14 protein-coding genes are annotated in these 15,237 nt (G+C 74.8%); 7 read left to right on the top strand and 7 right to left on the bottom strand.

Annotated elements, in window-relative coordinates; genetic code table 11:
• Nucleotides 1-272 precede the first annotated feature (272 nt).
• The gene (locus ACZ6JT_RS28315) at nt 273-929 is read right to left on the bottom strand and encodes a DUF3000 domain-containing protein (protein ID WP_469213998.1); all 657 of its coding nucleotides are present in this window, start codon (nt 927-929) and stop codon (nt 273-275) included.
• A gap of 91 nt (nt 930-1,020) precedes the next feature.
• Here ACZ6JT_RS28315 and hemE point away from each other — a divergent pair, with 91 nt between their 5' ends.
• Nucleotides 1,021-2,085 (top strand): uroporphyrinogen decarboxylase, encoded by a 1,065-nt coding sequence (gene hemE, locus ACZ6JT_RS28310; protein WP_469213996.1) that lies wholly within the window; start codon nt 1,021-1,023, stop codon nt 2,083-2,085.
• Between the two features lie 61 nt (nt 2,086-2,146).
• On the opposite strand, the gene ACZ6JT_RS28305 is transcribed toward hemE, so the two are convergent.
• Both ACZ6JT_RS28305 and ACZ6JT_RS28300 read right to left on the bottom strand, forming a co-directional pair.
• Nucleotides 2,147-3,529, bottom strand: coding sequence for an FAD-dependent oxidoreductase (locus tag ACZ6JT_RS28305; protein ID WP_469213995.1), 1,383 nt, complete (start codon nt 3,527-3,529; stop codon nt 2,147-2,149).
• 61 nt (nt 3,530-3,590) lie between these two features.
• A complete protein-coding gene (locus ACZ6JT_RS28300; protein ID WP_469213994.1) occupies nt 3,591-4,682 on the bottom strand; it encodes a DUF4349 domain-containing protein in 1,092 nt (363 codons plus the stop codon).
• 138 nt (nt 4,683-4,820) lie between these two features.
• On the opposite strand from ACZ6JT_RS28300, the gene hemG reads away from it, so the two are divergent.
• Both hemG and hemQ read left to right on the top strand, forming a co-directional pair.
• Entirely contained in the window at nt 4,821-6,326 is a 1,506-nt protein-coding gene (hemG, locus tag ACZ6JT_RS28295) for a protoporphyrinogen oxidase (RefSeq protein WP_469213993.1), read from the top strand.
• A 4-nt stretch (nt 6,327-6,330) separates the two neighbouring features.
• Nucleotides 6,331-7,044 carry a hydrogen peroxide-dependent heme synthase gene (gene hemQ / locus ACZ6JT_RS28290; RefSeq protein ID WP_030713537.1) on the top strand — a complete coding sequence of 238 codons (714 nt, stop codon included), beginning with the start codon at nt 6,331-6,333 and terminating at the stop codon, nt 7,042-7,044.
• 113 nt (nt 7,045-7,157) lie between these two features.
• Here the strand turns inward: hemQ and ACZ6JT_RS28285 are convergent, their stop codons facing one another.
• The 4 genes from ACZ6JT_RS28285 to ACZ6JT_RS28270 form a co-directional block, all read right to left on the bottom strand.
• On the bottom strand, nt 7,158-8,819 hold the full coding sequence (locus tag ACZ6JT_RS28285; protein WP_469214429.1) for an alpha/beta hydrolase: 1,662 nt from the start codon (nt 8,817-8,819) through the stop codon (nt 7,158-7,160).
• Between the two features lie 108 nt (nt 8,820-8,927).
• Nucleotides 8,928-9,980, bottom strand: a complete 1,053-nt coding sequence (locus ACZ6JT_RS28280) for a TIGR04222 domain-containing membrane protein (protein ID WP_469213991.1) — start codon at nt 9,978-9,980, stop codon at nt 8,928-8,930.
• Nucleotides 9,977-11,368: an MbnB/TglH/ChrH family RiPP precursor modification enzyme gene (locus ACZ6JT_RS28275; RefSeq protein ID WP_469213990.1), complete on the bottom strand. Its 1,392-nt coding sequence runs from the start codon at nt 11,366-11,368 to the stop codon at nt 9,977-9,979. Before ACZ6JT_RS28275 ends, ACZ6JT_RS28280 begins: the two co-directional genes overlap by 4 nt.
• Before the next feature lie 133 nt (nt 11,369-11,501).
• Complete coding sequence (locus tag ACZ6JT_RS28270; protein ID WP_469213988.1) at nt 11,502-12,254, bottom strand: aminoacyl-tRNA hydrolase; 753 nt, start codon at nt 12,252-12,254, stop codon at nt 11,502-11,504.
• Nucleotides 12,255-12,325: 71 nt separating this feature from the next.
• Here ACZ6JT_RS28270 and ACZ6JT_RS28265 point away from each other — a divergent pair, with 71 nt between their 5' ends.
• From ACZ6JT_RS28265 to ACZ6JT_RS28250, 4 genes are all read left to right on the top strand, one after another.
• On the top strand, nt 12,326-12,997 hold the full coding sequence (locus ACZ6JT_RS28265; protein WP_469213986.1) for an AIM24 family protein: 672 nt from the start codon (nt 12,326-12,328) through the stop codon (nt 12,995-12,997).
• Nucleotides 12,994-13,818: an ABC transporter ATP-binding protein gene (locus tag ACZ6JT_RS28260; RefSeq protein WP_469214427.1), complete on the top strand. Its 825-nt coding sequence runs from the start codon at nt 12,994-12,996 to the stop codon at nt 13,816-13,818. The genes ACZ6JT_RS28265 and ACZ6JT_RS28260 overlap by 4 nt, the downstream gene beginning before the upstream one ends.
• Complete coding sequence (locus tag ACZ6JT_RS28255) at nt 13,815-14,465, top strand: ABC transporter (RefSeq protein WP_469213984.1); 651 nt, start codon at nt 13,815-13,817, stop codon at nt 14,463-14,465. Before ACZ6JT_RS28260 ends, ACZ6JT_RS28255 begins: the two co-directional genes overlap by 4 nt.
• Before the next feature lie 243 nt (nt 14,466-14,708).
• Nucleotides 14,709-15,209: a hypothetical protein gene (locus tag ACZ6JT_RS28250; protein ID WP_469213983.1), complete on the top strand. Its 501-nt coding sequence runs from the start codon at nt 14,709-14,711 to the stop codon at nt 15,207-15,209.
• Nucleotides 15,210-15,237: the final 28 nt, after the last annotated feature.

Raw genomic sequence — 15,237 nt, 5'->3', positions numbered from 1 at the left:
GCCTCCTGGGGGAGTGGCGGGACGGCCGGCTCGGGGAAGGAAGCCGGTGCGAACCGTACGGATGGTCACTGACTCCTTCGGCACGTCACCCGCCCGGCTTTAGGGAATGATCACGATTTGGTGAGTAACAATTCGGGCAATTCGGACGCACGATCGATCATCGGGTGATCAGAAGCCCGCATCGGATGCCGCCTTCCGACACTGCGTCGCGGGCTTCGACCGTTCGCCGCGGTGGCTCCCGGCGTCCGTGGGGCGGCCGTACGGCCCCGCGGCTACGGGTGGTGCGGACCGCGCCGCTGTGGCAGGGAGACGACCCCCGTGCCGGTGTCCGTCGGACCCACCGGCGGCAGCCCCGCGATCTGGCACAGCAGCTCGCACCAGGCCGCCAGGTGCGCCGAGGTGTCCGGCACCCCGCCCACCCCCTCGCGGGGCGTCCACGACGCTCTGATCTCGATCTGGGTGGCCGGGCGCCGCTCCGCGAGCCCGCCGAAGTAGTGCGAGCCGGCCATGGTCACGGTGCCGCTCGCCTCCCCGTACGTCAGCCCGCGCGCCTCCAGCGCACCCGTCAGCCAGGACCAGCACACCTCGGGCAGGAGCGGGTCCGCGGCCATCTCGGGCTCCAGCTCCGCCCGGACGAGCGTCACCAGCCGGAAGGTCCCCTGCCAGGCGTCGTGCCCGGCCGGATCGTGGAGCAGGATCAGCCGGCCGTCGGCGAGGTCGTCCTCACCGTCGACCACCGCGGCCTCCAGCGCGTAGGCGTGCGGGGCCAGCCTCTGGGGCGGTTTCGTCGGGTCGATCTCGATGCCGGGGCGCAGCCGCGCCTTCTTCAAGCCGTCGACCGCCCGGCGGAACGGGAGCGGGACGGAGCTCTCCTTCGCGCTGTCCACACCGTCAGCGCCATCTGAAAATCGTCCCTGAGCCGCAGCCATGCGGGGAAGACTAGGCGGTATGTGCGGCCGTACGGCGCAGGGACACCCGCGCCGGGTCGGGCACTTCTTCATACGTGCGAAGATTTGGGTCGTGAGTGCCAACGAACGCCCGACGGGCCAGCCGAGTCAGACGTACGATTCCGCCTTCCTGAAGGCGTGCCGACGCGAGCCGGTACCGCACACCCCGGTGTGGTTCATGCGGCAGGCCGGGCGCTCCCTCCCGGAGTACCGCAAGGTGCGCGAGGGCACGGCCATGCTGGAGTCCTGCATGCGCCCCGACCTGGTCACCGAGATCACCCTGCAGCCGGTGCGGCGCCACAACGTCGACGCGGCGATCTTCTTCTCCGACATCGTGGTCCCGCTGAAGGCCATCGGCGTCGACCTGGACATCAAGCCCGGCGTCGGCCCGGTCGTCGCCCAGCCGATCCGCCGTCGCGAGGACCTCGCACAACTGCGCGACCTCACCCCCGAGGACGTCTCGTACGTCACCGAGGCGATCGGCATGCTCACGAGTGAACTGGGCTCCACGCCGTTGATCGGTTTCGCGGGCGCGCCTTTCACCCTCGCGAGCTACCTCGTCGAGGGCGGCCCCTCGAAGAACCACGAGCACACCAAGGCCCTCATGTACGGGGACCCGGAGCTGTGGGCCGACCTGCTGGACCGCCTCGCGGAGATCACCTCCGCCTTCCTGAAGGTCCAGATCGAGGCCGGCGCCTCCGCCGTCCAGCTCTTCGACTCCTGGGTCGGCGCGCTCGCCCCGGCGGACTACCGCCGCTCGGTGATGCCCGCGTCGGCGAAGGTCCTGGGGTCCGTCGCCTCGTACGGGGTCCCGCGGATCCACTTCGGCGTGGGCACGGGCGAGCTCCTCGGCCTCATGGGCGAGGCCGGCGCCGACGTCATGGGCGTCGACTACCGGGTCGCGCTGGACGAGGCCGTCCGCCGCGTGGGCCCCGGCAAGGCGCTCCAGGGCAACCTGGACCCGGCGGTGCTCTTCTCCACCACGGAGGCGGTCGAGGCCAAGACGGACGAGGTCCTCGCGGCCGCGGCCGGCCTGGAGGGCCACGTCTTCAACCTGGGCCACGGCGTCCTCCCGACGACCGACCCCGACGCCCTGACCCGCCTGGTGGACTACGTCCACACCAAGACGGCCGTCTGACCCGAGCAGCACCGAAACGTCGGCCCGCGCACGGCACGGGCCGACGTTTCGCACGTCCGACCTAGACCCCCGCGGAGCGGACCGCGGAGACGGCCTTGCGGGCCGCCACCAGGACGGGGTCCCAGACGGGCGAGAAGGGTGGGGCGTAGCCCAGGTCGAGGGCGACGATCTGGTCCACCGTCATGCCGGCCGTGAGGGCGACCGCCGCGATGTCCACGCGCTTGGCGGAACCGGCGCCGCCGACGATCTGGACGCCCAGCAGGCGGCCCGTGCGGCGTTCCGCCAGCATCTTCACCGTCATCTCCGCCGCGCCCGGGTAGTAGCCCGCGGTCGTGGTGGAGGTGATGGTGGCCGTCACGAAGCGCAGGCCCGCCTCCAGGGCGTCCCGCTCGCGCAGGCCCGTACGGGCGATCTCCAGGTCGCAGACCTTGCTCACCGCCGTGCCGACCACCCCGGGGAACGTCGCGTAACCGCCGCCCACGTTCGAGCCGATGACCTGGCCGTGCTTGTTGGCGTGCGTGCCCAGCGGGATGTGCCGGGTGCGGCCCGCGACCAGGTCCAGGACCTCCACGCAGTCGCCGCCCGACCAGACGTCCTCGTGGCCCCGCACCCGCATCGACAGGTCCGTGAGGACGCCGCCCGACGGGCCGAGCGGCAGGCCCGCGGCCCGGGCGAGGGCCGTGCGGGGCTCCACGCCGATGCCGAGCACGACCACGTCCGCCTCGTACTCCTCGCCCGCGGCCGTGGCCACCGCACGGGCCGCGCCCTGCTCGTCCGTGAGGACCTTCGTGACCTCGGCGCCGGAGACGGTACGGATCCCCATCCGGTTCATCGCGCTGTGCACCAGGCCGCCCATGTCGGGGTCCAGCGTGGCCATCGGCTGCGCGCCCCGGTGCAGCACGGTCACCTCGTAGCCCCGCTCCACCAGGGCCTCCGCCATCTCCACGCCGATGTAGCCCGCGCCGACCACGACCGCCCGGCGGCCCCGCGTGCGCTCCAGCGAGTCCATCAGGCGCTGGCCGTCGTCCAGGGTCTGGATGCCGTGGACCCCGTGCGCGCCGATGCCGGGGAGCCGGGGGCGGACGGGACGGGCGCCCGTGGCCAGGACGAGCTTGTCGTAGCCCGTCCAGGATTCGGATCCGCTGTCCAGATCGCGGGCGCGGACCCGGGATCCGGGCAGGTCCAGCTCCACGACCTCCGTACGGGTGCGCAGGTCGATGCCGCGCGCGCGGTGCTCCTCCGGGGTGCGGGCGATCAGCTCGTCGCGCTCGGCGACCCGGCCGCCGACCCAGTACGGAATGCCGCACGCGGAGTACGAGGTGAAGTGCCCGCGCTCGAAGGCGACGATCTCCAGCTCCTCCGGGCCCTTGAGCCTGCGGGCCTGTGACGCGGCGGACATCCCCGCCGCGTCACCGCCCACCACCACCAGTCGTTCCGTCGCCATCGTCCGTACCGCCCCTTCACCCCGTCATCGGATGGTGAACACGCTACGGGCGAACGCGCGTTCAGTCCCGCACGTTCCGGTCCGCGTCCGCGCCGGGGTCCGAGGCCGGCGTCCGGGGCGCGGGGACCTGGGGCGCGGGGACCTTGGCCGCGGGATCCTGGGCCGCGGTCGCGGTCCGCTGCGGGACCGGGGGCGCGCCCGTCACCGGCGCCGTGCCCGGCGCCGTGCCCGGTGCCGCCGTCGGGCGGGCCGGGCGCCGCCGCCGGTACAGCCGGACCAGCAGCGCCACGACGGCGGCCGTCAGCGCGAACGGGAGCAGCGCGCCCACCGCCACCGTCAGGTACCGCACGATCTTGGTGAAGACCTCCCAACCGCCCCTCAGGGCGCCCAGGAAGGTGGGCTCCTTCTCCTTCTTCTTCTCCGCGGCCGCCGGCTCCGGCGCGGGCTCCGAGACCTCCAGCGTGATGGTGCCCATCGAGGTCTGGTCCTTCAGCGCCGCCTGCTGCGCCTGCAGCGACTCCAGGTCGGACTGGCGCCGGCTCAGCTCGCTCTCCAGCATCACCACCTCGCTCAGCGCCGTGGCCTTGCCCATCATCTCCCGCACCCGGGCCACGCTGGCCTGCTGCGACGCGACGCGGCTGCCGATGTCGGCGACCTTCTCGGTGACGTCCTGCGCGTCGACCTTGCGGTGCAGGAGCCGCCCGCTGCCCTCCATCGCGCCGAGCACCGCGTCGTAGCGATCGCCGGGCACCCGCAGGGTCACCGTCGAGGTCATCCGGCCGTCCTCGCCGCGCCGGGTGGACTCGTTGCCGACGTAGCCGCCCGCCCCGTCGGCCGCGGCGCGGGCCGCCGCGAGGGCCTTCTGGGCGTCCGTCGTCTCGATGCCGAGCGTCGCCGTGCGGATCACGTTCGGGCGGACCGCGGCCGCCGGCGGGGCGTTCTTGTCACCCGGGGCGGCGGACGGAGCCGCCGCGGCGCCCTTCGCCCCCTCCGGGGCCTTGCCGTCCTGGGCGGGCGCCGGCGCGACCGCCGCCCGGTCGGCCGAGGACGCCTTGCCCCCGGCGTCGGCGCCGCAGCCGGTGAGCGCGAGCGCCCCGGCCAGGGAGAGGGCGGCCAGGGCCGCCGCGGAACGGTGTCTGTGCGGAGCACGCATCTTGCAAACCCCCGGAGTTCGGCTGGTGTTGCCCGTTCGACGTACAGAGTCCCGCCGCGGGTTTCGCTCGCACGGTCCCGGGCCGGTCCCGATGCGGTCACGGTCCGGCCTCGGAGATCGGTCTGAGACGATGTGTCCATGCACGAAGCGGACATGCGTACGGATCGGCCGGGCCGGCCGGGCTCCCCCGGCCACGTCGTCGTCATCGGCGGCGGCATCGCGGGCCTCGCGGCGGCCCACCGGCTGCTCGCCGAAGGCGCCCGCGTCACGCTGCTGGAGGCCGGACCGCGCCTCGGCGGCAAGCTGTACGCCGGCGAGCTCGCCGGGGCCCGCGTCGACCTCGGCGCCGAATCCATGCTCGCCCGCCGCCCCGAAGGCGTGGACCTCGCCCGGGCCGTGGGCCTCGGCGACGCCGTGCAGCCGCCCGCCACCGCCACCGCCCACCTGTGGACCCGCGGCGCGCTCCGGCCGATGCCGCGCGGGCACGTCATGGGCGTCCCGGGCGACCTGGGGCCGCTCGCCACCTCCGGCGTGCTCTCCGCGGAGGGCCTGGCCCGTATCGAGGCCGAACGCGAGCTGCCGCCCGCCGAGATCGGCGAGGACGTCGCCGTCGGCGCGTACGTCGCCGCCCGGCTCGGCCACGAGGTCGTCGACCGGCTGGTGGAGCCGCTGCTCGGCGGGGTCTACGCGGGCAACGCCTACCGCATCTCCATGCGGGCCGCCGTCCCCCAGCTCTTCGAGGCCGCCCGGACCCACCCCCTGCTGTCCGACGGCGTACGGGAACTCCAGCGCAGGGCCGCGGCCCTGCCCCAGCAGGCCGGTCCGGTCTTCGCCGGCATCGACGGCGGCATCGGACGGCTCCCGCTCGCCGTCGCCGAGGCCTGCCGCGCGGCCGGAGCGCGGATCGTCACCGGCGCCCCCGTCACCGAGGTCATGCGGACGGCCGAAGGCTGGCGGATCGTGGCCGTCGCCGGGACCGCGGGGACAGCCGAGACGATCGAGGCCGACGGCGTGGTCCTGGCCACCCCGGCCGGGCCCGCCGCCCGCCTGCTCGACGGGCTCGCGCCCACCGCCGCGGCCGAGCTGCGCGGGGTCGAGTACGCCTCGATGGCCCTGGTCACCATGGCCTTCCGCCGCTCCGACCTGCCGGCCGCCGTCGCCGGCGGGGGCGCCAGCGGGTTCCTCGTACCGCCCGTGGACGGCCGGACCATCAAGGCCTCCACCTTCTCCAGCAACAAGTGGGCCTGGGCCGGGGCGGATCCCGAGCTCTTCCTGCTGCGCACCTCGGTGGGCCGGTACGCCGACGAGGCCGACCTCGACCGCGAGGACGGCGAGCTGGTCGACGTCTCCCTCGCCGACCTCGGCGAGGCCGTGGGCCTCGCGGCCCGGCCGGTCGCCTCCACCGTGACCCGCTGGGACGGCGGGCTGCCCCAGTACCCCGTCGGGCACCTCGAGCGCGTCGCCCGGATCCGCGGCGCCGTCGCCGCCCTGCCGGGCCTCGCGGTGTGCGGCGCGCTCTACGACGGGGTGGGCATCCCGGCCTGCGTCGCCGGCGCCGGCCGGGCCGCGCAGGCGGTGCTCGCCTCGCTCGGTGCGCGTACGGCACCCCTGGCGCCGACCACTGATCAGCGCACGGGACAATAGGAACATGACTGCACCAGAGAAGATTCCCAACGCGGGGAAGAAGGCGAAGGACCTCAACGAGGTCATCCGCTACACCCTGTGGTCCGTCTTCAAGCTGAAGGACGTCCTGCCCGAGAACCGCGCCGGTTTCGCCGACGAGGTCCAGGAGCTGTTCGACCAGCTGGCCGCCAAGGACATCACCGTCCGCGGCACCTATGACGTCTCCGGCCTGCGCGCCGACGCCGACATCATGATCTGGTGGCACGCGGAGACCGCGGACGAGCTGCAGACCGCGTACAACCTGTTCCGCCGCACCAAGCTGGGCCGCGCGCTGGAGCCGGTGTGGTCGAACATGGCCCTGCACCGCCCGGCCGAGTTCAACAAGTCGCACATCCCGGCCTTCCTGGCCGACGAGGTCGCGCGCGACTACGTCAGCGTGTACCCCTTCGTGCGCAGTTACGACTGGTACCTGCTGCCGGACGAGGACCGTCGCCGCATGCTCGCCGACCACGGCAAGATGGCCCGCGGCTACCCCGACGTCCGCGCGAACACCGTCGCCTCCTTCTCGCTGGGCGACTACGAGTGGATGCTGGCCTTCGAGGCGGACGAGCTGTACCGCATCGTCGACCTCATGCGTCACCTGCGCGCCTCCGAGGCCCGCATGCACGTCCGGGAAGAGGTGCCCTTCTACACCGGACGCCGCAAGTCCGTCGCCGATCTGGTGGCCGGGCTCGCCTGATACCTCCCCTGGGGGGAAGGACCGGAGGACGACCACACCGTCAGGTGAGTTCCTCCGGTGGATCGGGAGGCCCTGCCCCCGAAACGACGCAGCCGGAGATCCCGCCCGGAAGTTCAGACGACAGGCGGCAGCAGCGCCCTGCGGGCGCTCGCTGCCCGGTCGTCCAGCGACACCGGTGCGGGCTCCGGATGCGGCGCACACGTGACGCGCCACCCCGGGGTGGCGCCCGTCAGCAGGTACCGCTCCACGTGCCGGTCCACGCAGTCGTTGCGTCCGCCGACCACACCGTGCGAGCCGGCCCCCGCCTCCGTCACCAGCCCCGCCCCGGCGCCCAGCCGCCGCTGGAGCTCCAGCGCTCCGGGGTACGGGGTCGCCCCGTCCCGCTCCGCCGCGACCACCAGCGTCCGCGGCAGCCGGACCGGCCCCTCGACCGCCACCGGCCGCTGCCGCCGGGCCACCGGCCAGGAGGCGCACGGCAGGTTCAGGAAGGCGTTGGCCCAGGTCTCGAAGGGGGCCGTGCGGGCCACCTCGGTGTGGTCGCGGTCCCAGGTCTCCCAGTCCGCGGGCCAGGGGGCGTCGTTGCAGAGCACCGCCGTGTAGACGGCCGTCGCGTTCTCCGCCGCGGCCGCCCCGGCCGGGTCCGCAGCGGCCTGGGCGATCAGTTGCGCCGGATCGCCGCGCAGGAAGGCGGCCAGGGCCGACGCCCGCTGCGGCCAGACGTCGTCGTCGTACGCGGCCTGGAGGTAGGCGGCCCGGAGTTCGCCGGTGCCGACCCGGCCGCCGGCGGGCGTACGGGCCACCGCGTCCCGGACCCGCTCGTAGGTCGCCTGCACGGCCGCCGGGGTGGCGCCGAGGTGGTACGTGCCGTGGTGCCGGGCGGCCCAGGCGCGGAAGTCGTACCAGCGGCGCTCGAAGCCGGCCGCCTGGGCGAGGTTGTTGCGGTACCAGACACGGCGCGGGTCGGGATCGACCGCCGAGTCCAGGACCATCCGGCGGACGTGGCCCGGGTGGAGGGTGGCGTAGACAGCGCCGAGGTAGGTGCCGTACGAGGCGCCCAGGAAGGTCAGCCGGTCCTCGCCGAGCGCGGCGCGCAGGACGTGCAGGTCGCGGGCGTTGTTCAGGGTCGAGTAGTACGGCAGGGCCGCGCCGGCCCGCCGCGCGCAGCCGCGGGCGTAGGCCCGGGCGGCCCCGGCGCGCTGCCTCTTGTACGCGGGGGAGGGCTCGGCCGGCTCCTCGGTGGGGCCCGTGGCGCGGGCGGCGGGGTCCTGGCAGGACAGCGGGGCGGAGCGGCCGACACCGCGCGGGGCGTAGCCGACGAGGTCGTAGGCGGCGGCGATCCGCTGCCACTCGGGCAGTTCGGCGACGAGCGGGAAGTGCATCCCGGAGGCTCCGGGGCCGCCGGGGTTGTGGACGAGGGCGCCCTGGCGGGCGGCTCCGCGGGCGCGCGTGGCGGCGACCCGGCTGACGGTGAGGGAGATCTGCGGGCCGTCGGGGCGGGCGTAGTCCAGCGGTACGCGCAGCTCGGCGCAGCGGACCGGGCCCGACAGCCCCTCGACGTCGGGGCAGGTGCGGAAGTCGAGGCGGGTGGTGGCGGCGCGGCGGGCGGCGAGCGCGGCTCCGGCCGACTCGGCTCCGGCCGACTCGGCTTCGGCGGTGGCGGCCACGGCGGCTCCGCCGGCTTCCGCGGTCGGCGGGACCGGCACCGCGCCGGCGGCCGGTGCGCACAGGGCGAGGGAGAGCGCCGCCACGGCGGCTCCGTGGCGCGCGAGTCGCATCCGCATGACGGGGGCCTGCCTCTCATCGTATGAAGTGATGAGAGGCCGGGCCGTGTCCGTTGTAAAGGATCACCGGCGGGTGTCGCCCGCCGTGCCCCCGTCGGCGTATCAGGAACTGCTGGAACAGCTCGAACTCGAACTGCTGGAACAGCTGGAGCCCGAACTGCTCGAACAACTCGAACCGGAGGAACTGCCGCAGCTCGAACCGCTGCCGCCGGAGCAGCCGGAGCCGCCGCCCCCGCAGCCGCTGCCGGAGGAAGCGCAGCCGCCCGAGGCCCCGCAGCCCGAACCCCCGCTCCCGCCGTCGCTCGCGGCGCACCAGACCACCGGCAGCAGCACGTCCGAGGAATCGGACGACGAGCCGTGGGTGTGGGTGTGGTGGGAGCGCGCGCCCGACTGCGCGGCGGCCAGCCGGGTGCCGCGCGCGGCGGGCACCAGCTGCTGCCGCAGGTACGGGTCGCGCAGGCCGCGCAGCCCGAACAGGGCGGTCTGGACGTGCGGGGTCCGGTCGTTCACGTACGCGGAACGCAGCGCCCGCAGGGCGCGCAGCCCCGCCCCGGTGACCCGGCTCCTGGCCCGGACCGAGCCCATCACGCCCACGACGATGCCGATCACCAGCACCGGCAGCACCTTCACGATGAACGGCACCTGGGCGCCGCTGTCGAGGGCGAGCCCCACGAAGGTCAGCACCAGCGACACCGGGATCAGAAGCGCGCACACGACGGTCTGCACCAGCCCCCAGCGGCGTCGGCTCCGCCCGGATCCGGGCGGGCGGATCAGCCCGCGGTCGGCCAGCGCGTCCCCGATCTCCTGGACGGCCGGGTCGCACATGGCGGCGTAGCGCACCTGGTAGAGCCAGCCCGAGGGAGCCCCCGCATGGGCCAGGAGCACGGCGCGCTCGGCCGGGTCGGCGGCCCGCGCCCCGGGACGCACCTGGACGATGCCCGGACCGCCGACCACGAGGCGGCCGTCCCCGAGCATCGAGACGAGCGCGGCGTCGACGACCGTGGCGGGCCCGCCCACCACGAAGGCGGCCTCGGACAGGTCGTGGAGCGCGGCCCCGGGTCCCGCCGCGGCGGGGCGGCCCCTGCGCACCCCGCGCAGCAGCAGGAAGGAGGAGACGGCGACGGCGGTCCAGACCGCCACGGCGAGGAGGTTCATGCCGCCCTCCCCGCGAGCGCGCGGGCCCAGCGGACGACCCGGCGGGGCGGCCGCACCCCGGCCCGTTCCCGCCACCAGGCGGTGAGCCGGCGCCGGGCGGCCGGATCGGCCGGCAGGTCCCGGATCAGCAGGTGTTCGGCGAAGTCCAGCGCGTCCCGCCGGTATCCGGCGGTCATCGGGCGGCCCTTGGCGTAGGCGAGGAAGGCCTCGCGGTACGGGCCGCGGCCGCCCAGGAGCCCGGGCAGCTCCGGAGCCACCTTGGCCACCACGTCGGCCCGCTTGGCGGCCAGCGCCCGGGCCTGTACCCGGATGCGCCCGCGGTCGAAGCCCTCGGGTACGGGGGTCCCGGCCACCAGCGCCGACAGCAGCGCGGCCTGCCCGAGCGCGACCCGGGTCCGGGCGGGCTCGATGGCGACGGCGGCCCCGGGCCCGGCGGCGGCCCCCGGTGCGGCCTCCCGCCGGGCGGCGGCCTCGCGCACACCCTCCTGCCCGGCGGCGCCCTCCTGCTCGGCGGCGGCCTCCGGGCGGGCTGCGGCTTCCGGCGCGGGCTCGGCCCGGACCTCCGCTGGGGGGCCGGCCGTCACCACCGCCCGGATCGCCTCCAGTTCGCCCGCGAGCTCCGCCTCCGGCGGGAAGTCGTCGTCCCGCTCCAGCAGCACGCCCGGCGGGTCCACCCGCGAGCGGAGCGCGGCGAGCAGGTCGAGCACCACCGGCGGCACCGGGTGCGCGTGCGTGTCGTGCCAGACGCCACCGCGCTCCACCCCGCCCGCCACGTGCACGTACGCCAGTGCCTCCAGCGGGATCGAGTCCAGGACGGCCGCCGGGTCCTCTCCCCGGTTGACCCGGTTGGTGTGCAGGTTGGCCACGTCGACGAGCAGCCGGACACCGGTCCGCTCGACCAGCTCCGTCAGGAACTGCCCCTCCGTCAGCTCCTCGTCCGGCCATGAGAACAGCGCCGCGATGTTCTCCAGCGCCAGCGGCACCGGCAGCGCGTCCTGCGCGATCCGTACGTTCTCGCACAGCACGTCCAGCGCGTCGCGCGTGCGCGGCACCGGCAGCAGGTGCCCGGCCTCCAGCACCGGCGAGGAGGTCCGTACGAAGGCGATGTGCTCGGTGACGAGCGGCGCCCCCAGCGCCACCGCCCGCTCGCCGAGCGCCGCGAGCTTCGCCGGGTCCGGCCGGTCCGCGCCGCCGAGGCCGAGCGAGACCCCGTGCGGCACGACGATCGTGCCGCGCTCGCGCAGCCGCAGCAGTGCCTCGGGCAGGTGGCCCGGACAGATGTTCTCGGCCACCACCTCGACCCAGTCGAGGCCGGCCAGCCGCTCGACGGCGTCCGCGATCTCCGGCCGCCAGCCGATGCCCACCCCCAGGCGTGCCATGGGCTTCATGTCCCCTCGCCCCCTCTCAACGCATCGTGTGCCGATGTCATGGCCCCGGCGCGGTCGCGCCAACCGCCGCGGGGGACGTTCAGAGCAACATTTGAGGTTCCCGCGAACGCGCGCGGTCTCGGGAGCCGCGCCGTCAGAGCCGGGCGCGCAGCGCCGGATGGTCGGCGACCACCGTCGCGCTGCCCGGCGCGATCTCGGTGAACCCGGCGTCGCGGACCACCGGCAGCCCGCTCCCCGCCAGTTCCGTCCAACGCTCGCGCGCGGCCGTCCGTACGGCCAGGCGGAAGCCGGAGTCCCGCCAGGCGGCACGCTCCGCGCCGGTCAGCTCCCACCACGCCAGCTGCGCCGCGTGCCCGGCCTGCGCCATCGCCTTGCCGGCCGACATGTCGAGGCCGGGGTTGAGCCACAGCACCGGCAGTTCCGGGTCCTCCACCGCGTCCACCGGCTCCGGATCGTCCAGATCGGTACCGGACACCTGGAGCTTCGCGAGCTCCTTGGGCCAGCCGTCCAGGGGCACCGGCGGAAAGACCCGTACCTCCGAGGTGTCACCGTGCACCGTGACACCCGGCAGGGTCCCGGCCTTGCGCCACTCCGCCCCGCGGGCGCGCCGGACCACCTTGCGGATCCGCGCGTCCTGCCAGTCGCGGACCGCCTCGGCCCACTCGCCCCCGCCCTGCGCCCGTTCGTCGGTGAGCAGGACCAGCACCGCGCGGGCCGCCGTCTCCAGGGTGTCGGTCCGGGCCGGCGGCTCGGCCTTCTCGATCCGGACCACCAGCGGCAGGACGAACTGCGGGGCCTCGTCGCGCAGGGCGTGCTCCTGCCGGAAGGGGCTGTCCGCGCCGACCGCGGGCACGTCGGAGATGTCGTTCGGGTGCTGGCTGCTCATCCGGCCAAGGATGCCAGGCTCCACCTCAAGGAGGATGCCCCGGGTGCTCGCCGCGGGCGAGGATCGGCGGCATGAAGAGTGATCTTTTCGCGTCCGAGAACCTAGCCCAGGCCGCCGTCACCCCTGGCATGAGCCTGCAGAACGCCAAGTCCGTCAAGTACAACGTCAACGGTGAAATGCTGGCCCGTCAGGGCTCGATGGTCGCCTTCCGCGGCAACCTCCAGTTCGAGCGCAAGGGCCAGGGCATAGGCGGCATGCTCAAGCGCGCCGTGACCGGCGAGGGCCTGGCGCTCATGTCCGTACGCGGCCAGGGCGAGGCGTGGTTCGCCCACCAGGCGGCCAACTGCTTCATCATCGACTTCGAGCCGGGCGACGCCCTCACCGTCAACGGCCGCAACGTGCTCTGCTTCGACCCCACCCTGTCGTACGAGATCAAGATGGTGAAGGGCGCCGGCATGACCGGCGGCGGCCTCTTCAACAGCGTCTTCACCGGCACCGGCAAGCTCGCCGTGATCTGCGACGGCAACCCGATCATCATCCCGGTCACCGCCCAGGCCCCGGTCTACGTCGACACGGACGCGGTCGTCGGCTGGAGCGCCCAGCTGGAGACCGGCCTGCACCGCTCCCAGTCGGTCGGCTCGATGATCCGCGGCGGCTCCGGTGAGGCCGTCCAGCTCATGCTGCGCGGCGAGGGCTTCGTCATCGTCCGCCCGAGCGAGGTCACCGAGGCGGTGGCGCACTGAACCTCACCGGTGTGGGCCGGCGTTACGGGGCACGCCGGCCCTGGGTGCTGCGCGGGGTCTCACTGGAGCTGCCGCCCGGCACGCTGGTCAGGATCGAAGGCGGCAACGGCGGCGGCAAGTCCACCCTGCTGCGGCTCGTCGCCGGGATCGACACCCCGACGGAGGGGCGCGTCGACGGCCGCCCGCGCCGCACCGCCTACGTTCCCGAGCGCTTCCCGGCGGCGCTGCCGCTCACGGCCGCGTCCTACCTGACGCATCTGGGCCGGGTGCACGGGCTCGGGCGGGCCGCAGCGGCCCGGCGTGCGGCGCACTGGCTGGAGCGGTTCGGGGCCGCCGGGCACGCCCGCACCCCGATGGCCGAACTGTCCAAGGGGACCAGCCAGAAGGTGGCCGTCGCCCAGGCGCTGCTCGCCGAACCGGAGCTGCTCGTCCTCGACGAGGCCTGGACCGGCCTGGACACCGCGGCCCGCGCCGAGCTGGACCTCGCCGTCGCCGAACGCACCGCCGCCGGAGCCGCCGTGGTGTTCGTCGACCACGATCCCCGGCGGCTCGCGGGCGCACCCGACGCCCACTACCGGGTCCGGGGGGCCGGGCTCTCTCCCGTCCCCGCCGTCCCCGTTCCCGGGACGGCGGGGCCCCGCGTACGGATCCGGGCGGCCGGACCGCCGGGCGACCCGCTGCCGCCGGGTCTCGACGGGCGTCCCGGCCCCGACGGCGCCGTGGTCCTGACGGTGGACGCCGCCCGCTCCGACGAGGTCCTGCGCGTCCTGCTCACCGCCCGGCCGCCCTGGCACGTCCGCGCCGTGGAGGAACTGCCGTGACCGCCCTGCTCCGCTACCAGTGCGCCCTGCTGCTGCGTTCCCAGCGGTGGCTCGCGCCCTTCGCCCTGTACGCCGCCTTCGTGGCCGTCGGGATCCGGCCGGGCGACCCGGTGCCGGATTCCCTCGGTTACGCGGCCACCGGGCTGGTCCCGCTGACGGCCTGGCTGGTCCGGATCTGCGTCACCGGCGAACCCGCCGCGGCCCGCGAGGTCACGGCCGCCGCGGCCGGTCCGGTACGGGTGCACGCGGCGGCCCTGCTCACCGCCCTCGCCGGGGCTCTGCTCACCGGCGCGGCCGGCGCGGCCGTGGCGCTGCTGCTCGGTGACCGCTCCGGGCCGGCCCCCGCCCGGACCGCCCTCGCGGGCGGTCTGGCGGTGGCGGTGTGCGCGCTGACCGGCGCGGCGGTGGGGGCGCTGTGCAGCAGGCCCCTGGTACGGCGCCGCGGCTACGGGGTCCTTGCCGCGGCCCTCGGCTCCCTGCTGGCCCTGGTCCTCGCACCCTCCCCGGCCAACGGCGCACTGTCCGCCCTGGCCACGGGGGCGCGTTCGGGCGGGGTACCGCTGCCGTTCACGGCCCTCGCGGGGGCGCTGCTCCTGGCGGGTGCGGCCGGCACGGCGGCCTGCCTCGCCGCCGCGCGGAACGGCTAGGACGGGTCCGCGAAGCCACGGCCGGCCCCGGCGCGCCGTCGCCACCCGCTGTCAGCGGAGCCGGCTCGGGCGGCCGCGGGGCAGATGGGTGCCCGGCCGCCGCCATTCGAAGTCTCTCGCGGTTCCAAAGAGTGATGATGTATGACTTTCCGTGACCGTTCTGGCCGGTGCGGGGAAGCCCGTTCCCGTAGATGTGGCCCCTCCGCACGCAGCGGAGGGCCTCCCCTCCAGGAAAGGAAGCACATGAGGAAGCTGGCTTGGGCTGCGCGGGGCATGTCGGTCGTATCGGGAGCGGTCCTGCTCGGGGCGCTCATGGTCCCGTCGGCGATCGCCGACGACGGCCCGGGGAAGACCGCGGATCCCAGTAGTTCCATGGTGTCGGGCAAGAAGTGCGGCGCCCGCGACGTCAGCTCCGCCGCTCCGGACTACACGGGCTTCCCGGACGGCGTGATCTTCCGCGTCGCCAGCGACGCGCAGGGGAACGCGTTCCTCAACGACAGCCGGGCCCCGGGCGTGTGGACCAACCTCGACCTTCTCGAGAACGCGCCGGATTGCGTCATCGCCACCGCGACCTCGGTCACCGAAGCCAACCCGGGTTTCCTCTACATCACGCTGCTGACCAAGGACGGGTCACAGTACGAGGCCGTGTGTACCACCAACGACACGCCCTTCGCGCCGTCGACCATCGTGACGGCGTGCGGCGCCGGGTTCTCGCTCCTCCCGAACACCCCCGTCAAGCGGTAGGTCAGGGACTCTGAGGGGTGTCGTGCCG

It is taken from the genome of Streptomyces sp. NPDC046308 (assembly GCF_055588065.1).
The sequence above is the reverse complement of the archived record's forward strand: the minus strand, read 5'-3'. Positions and strand labels throughout refer to the sequence as shown.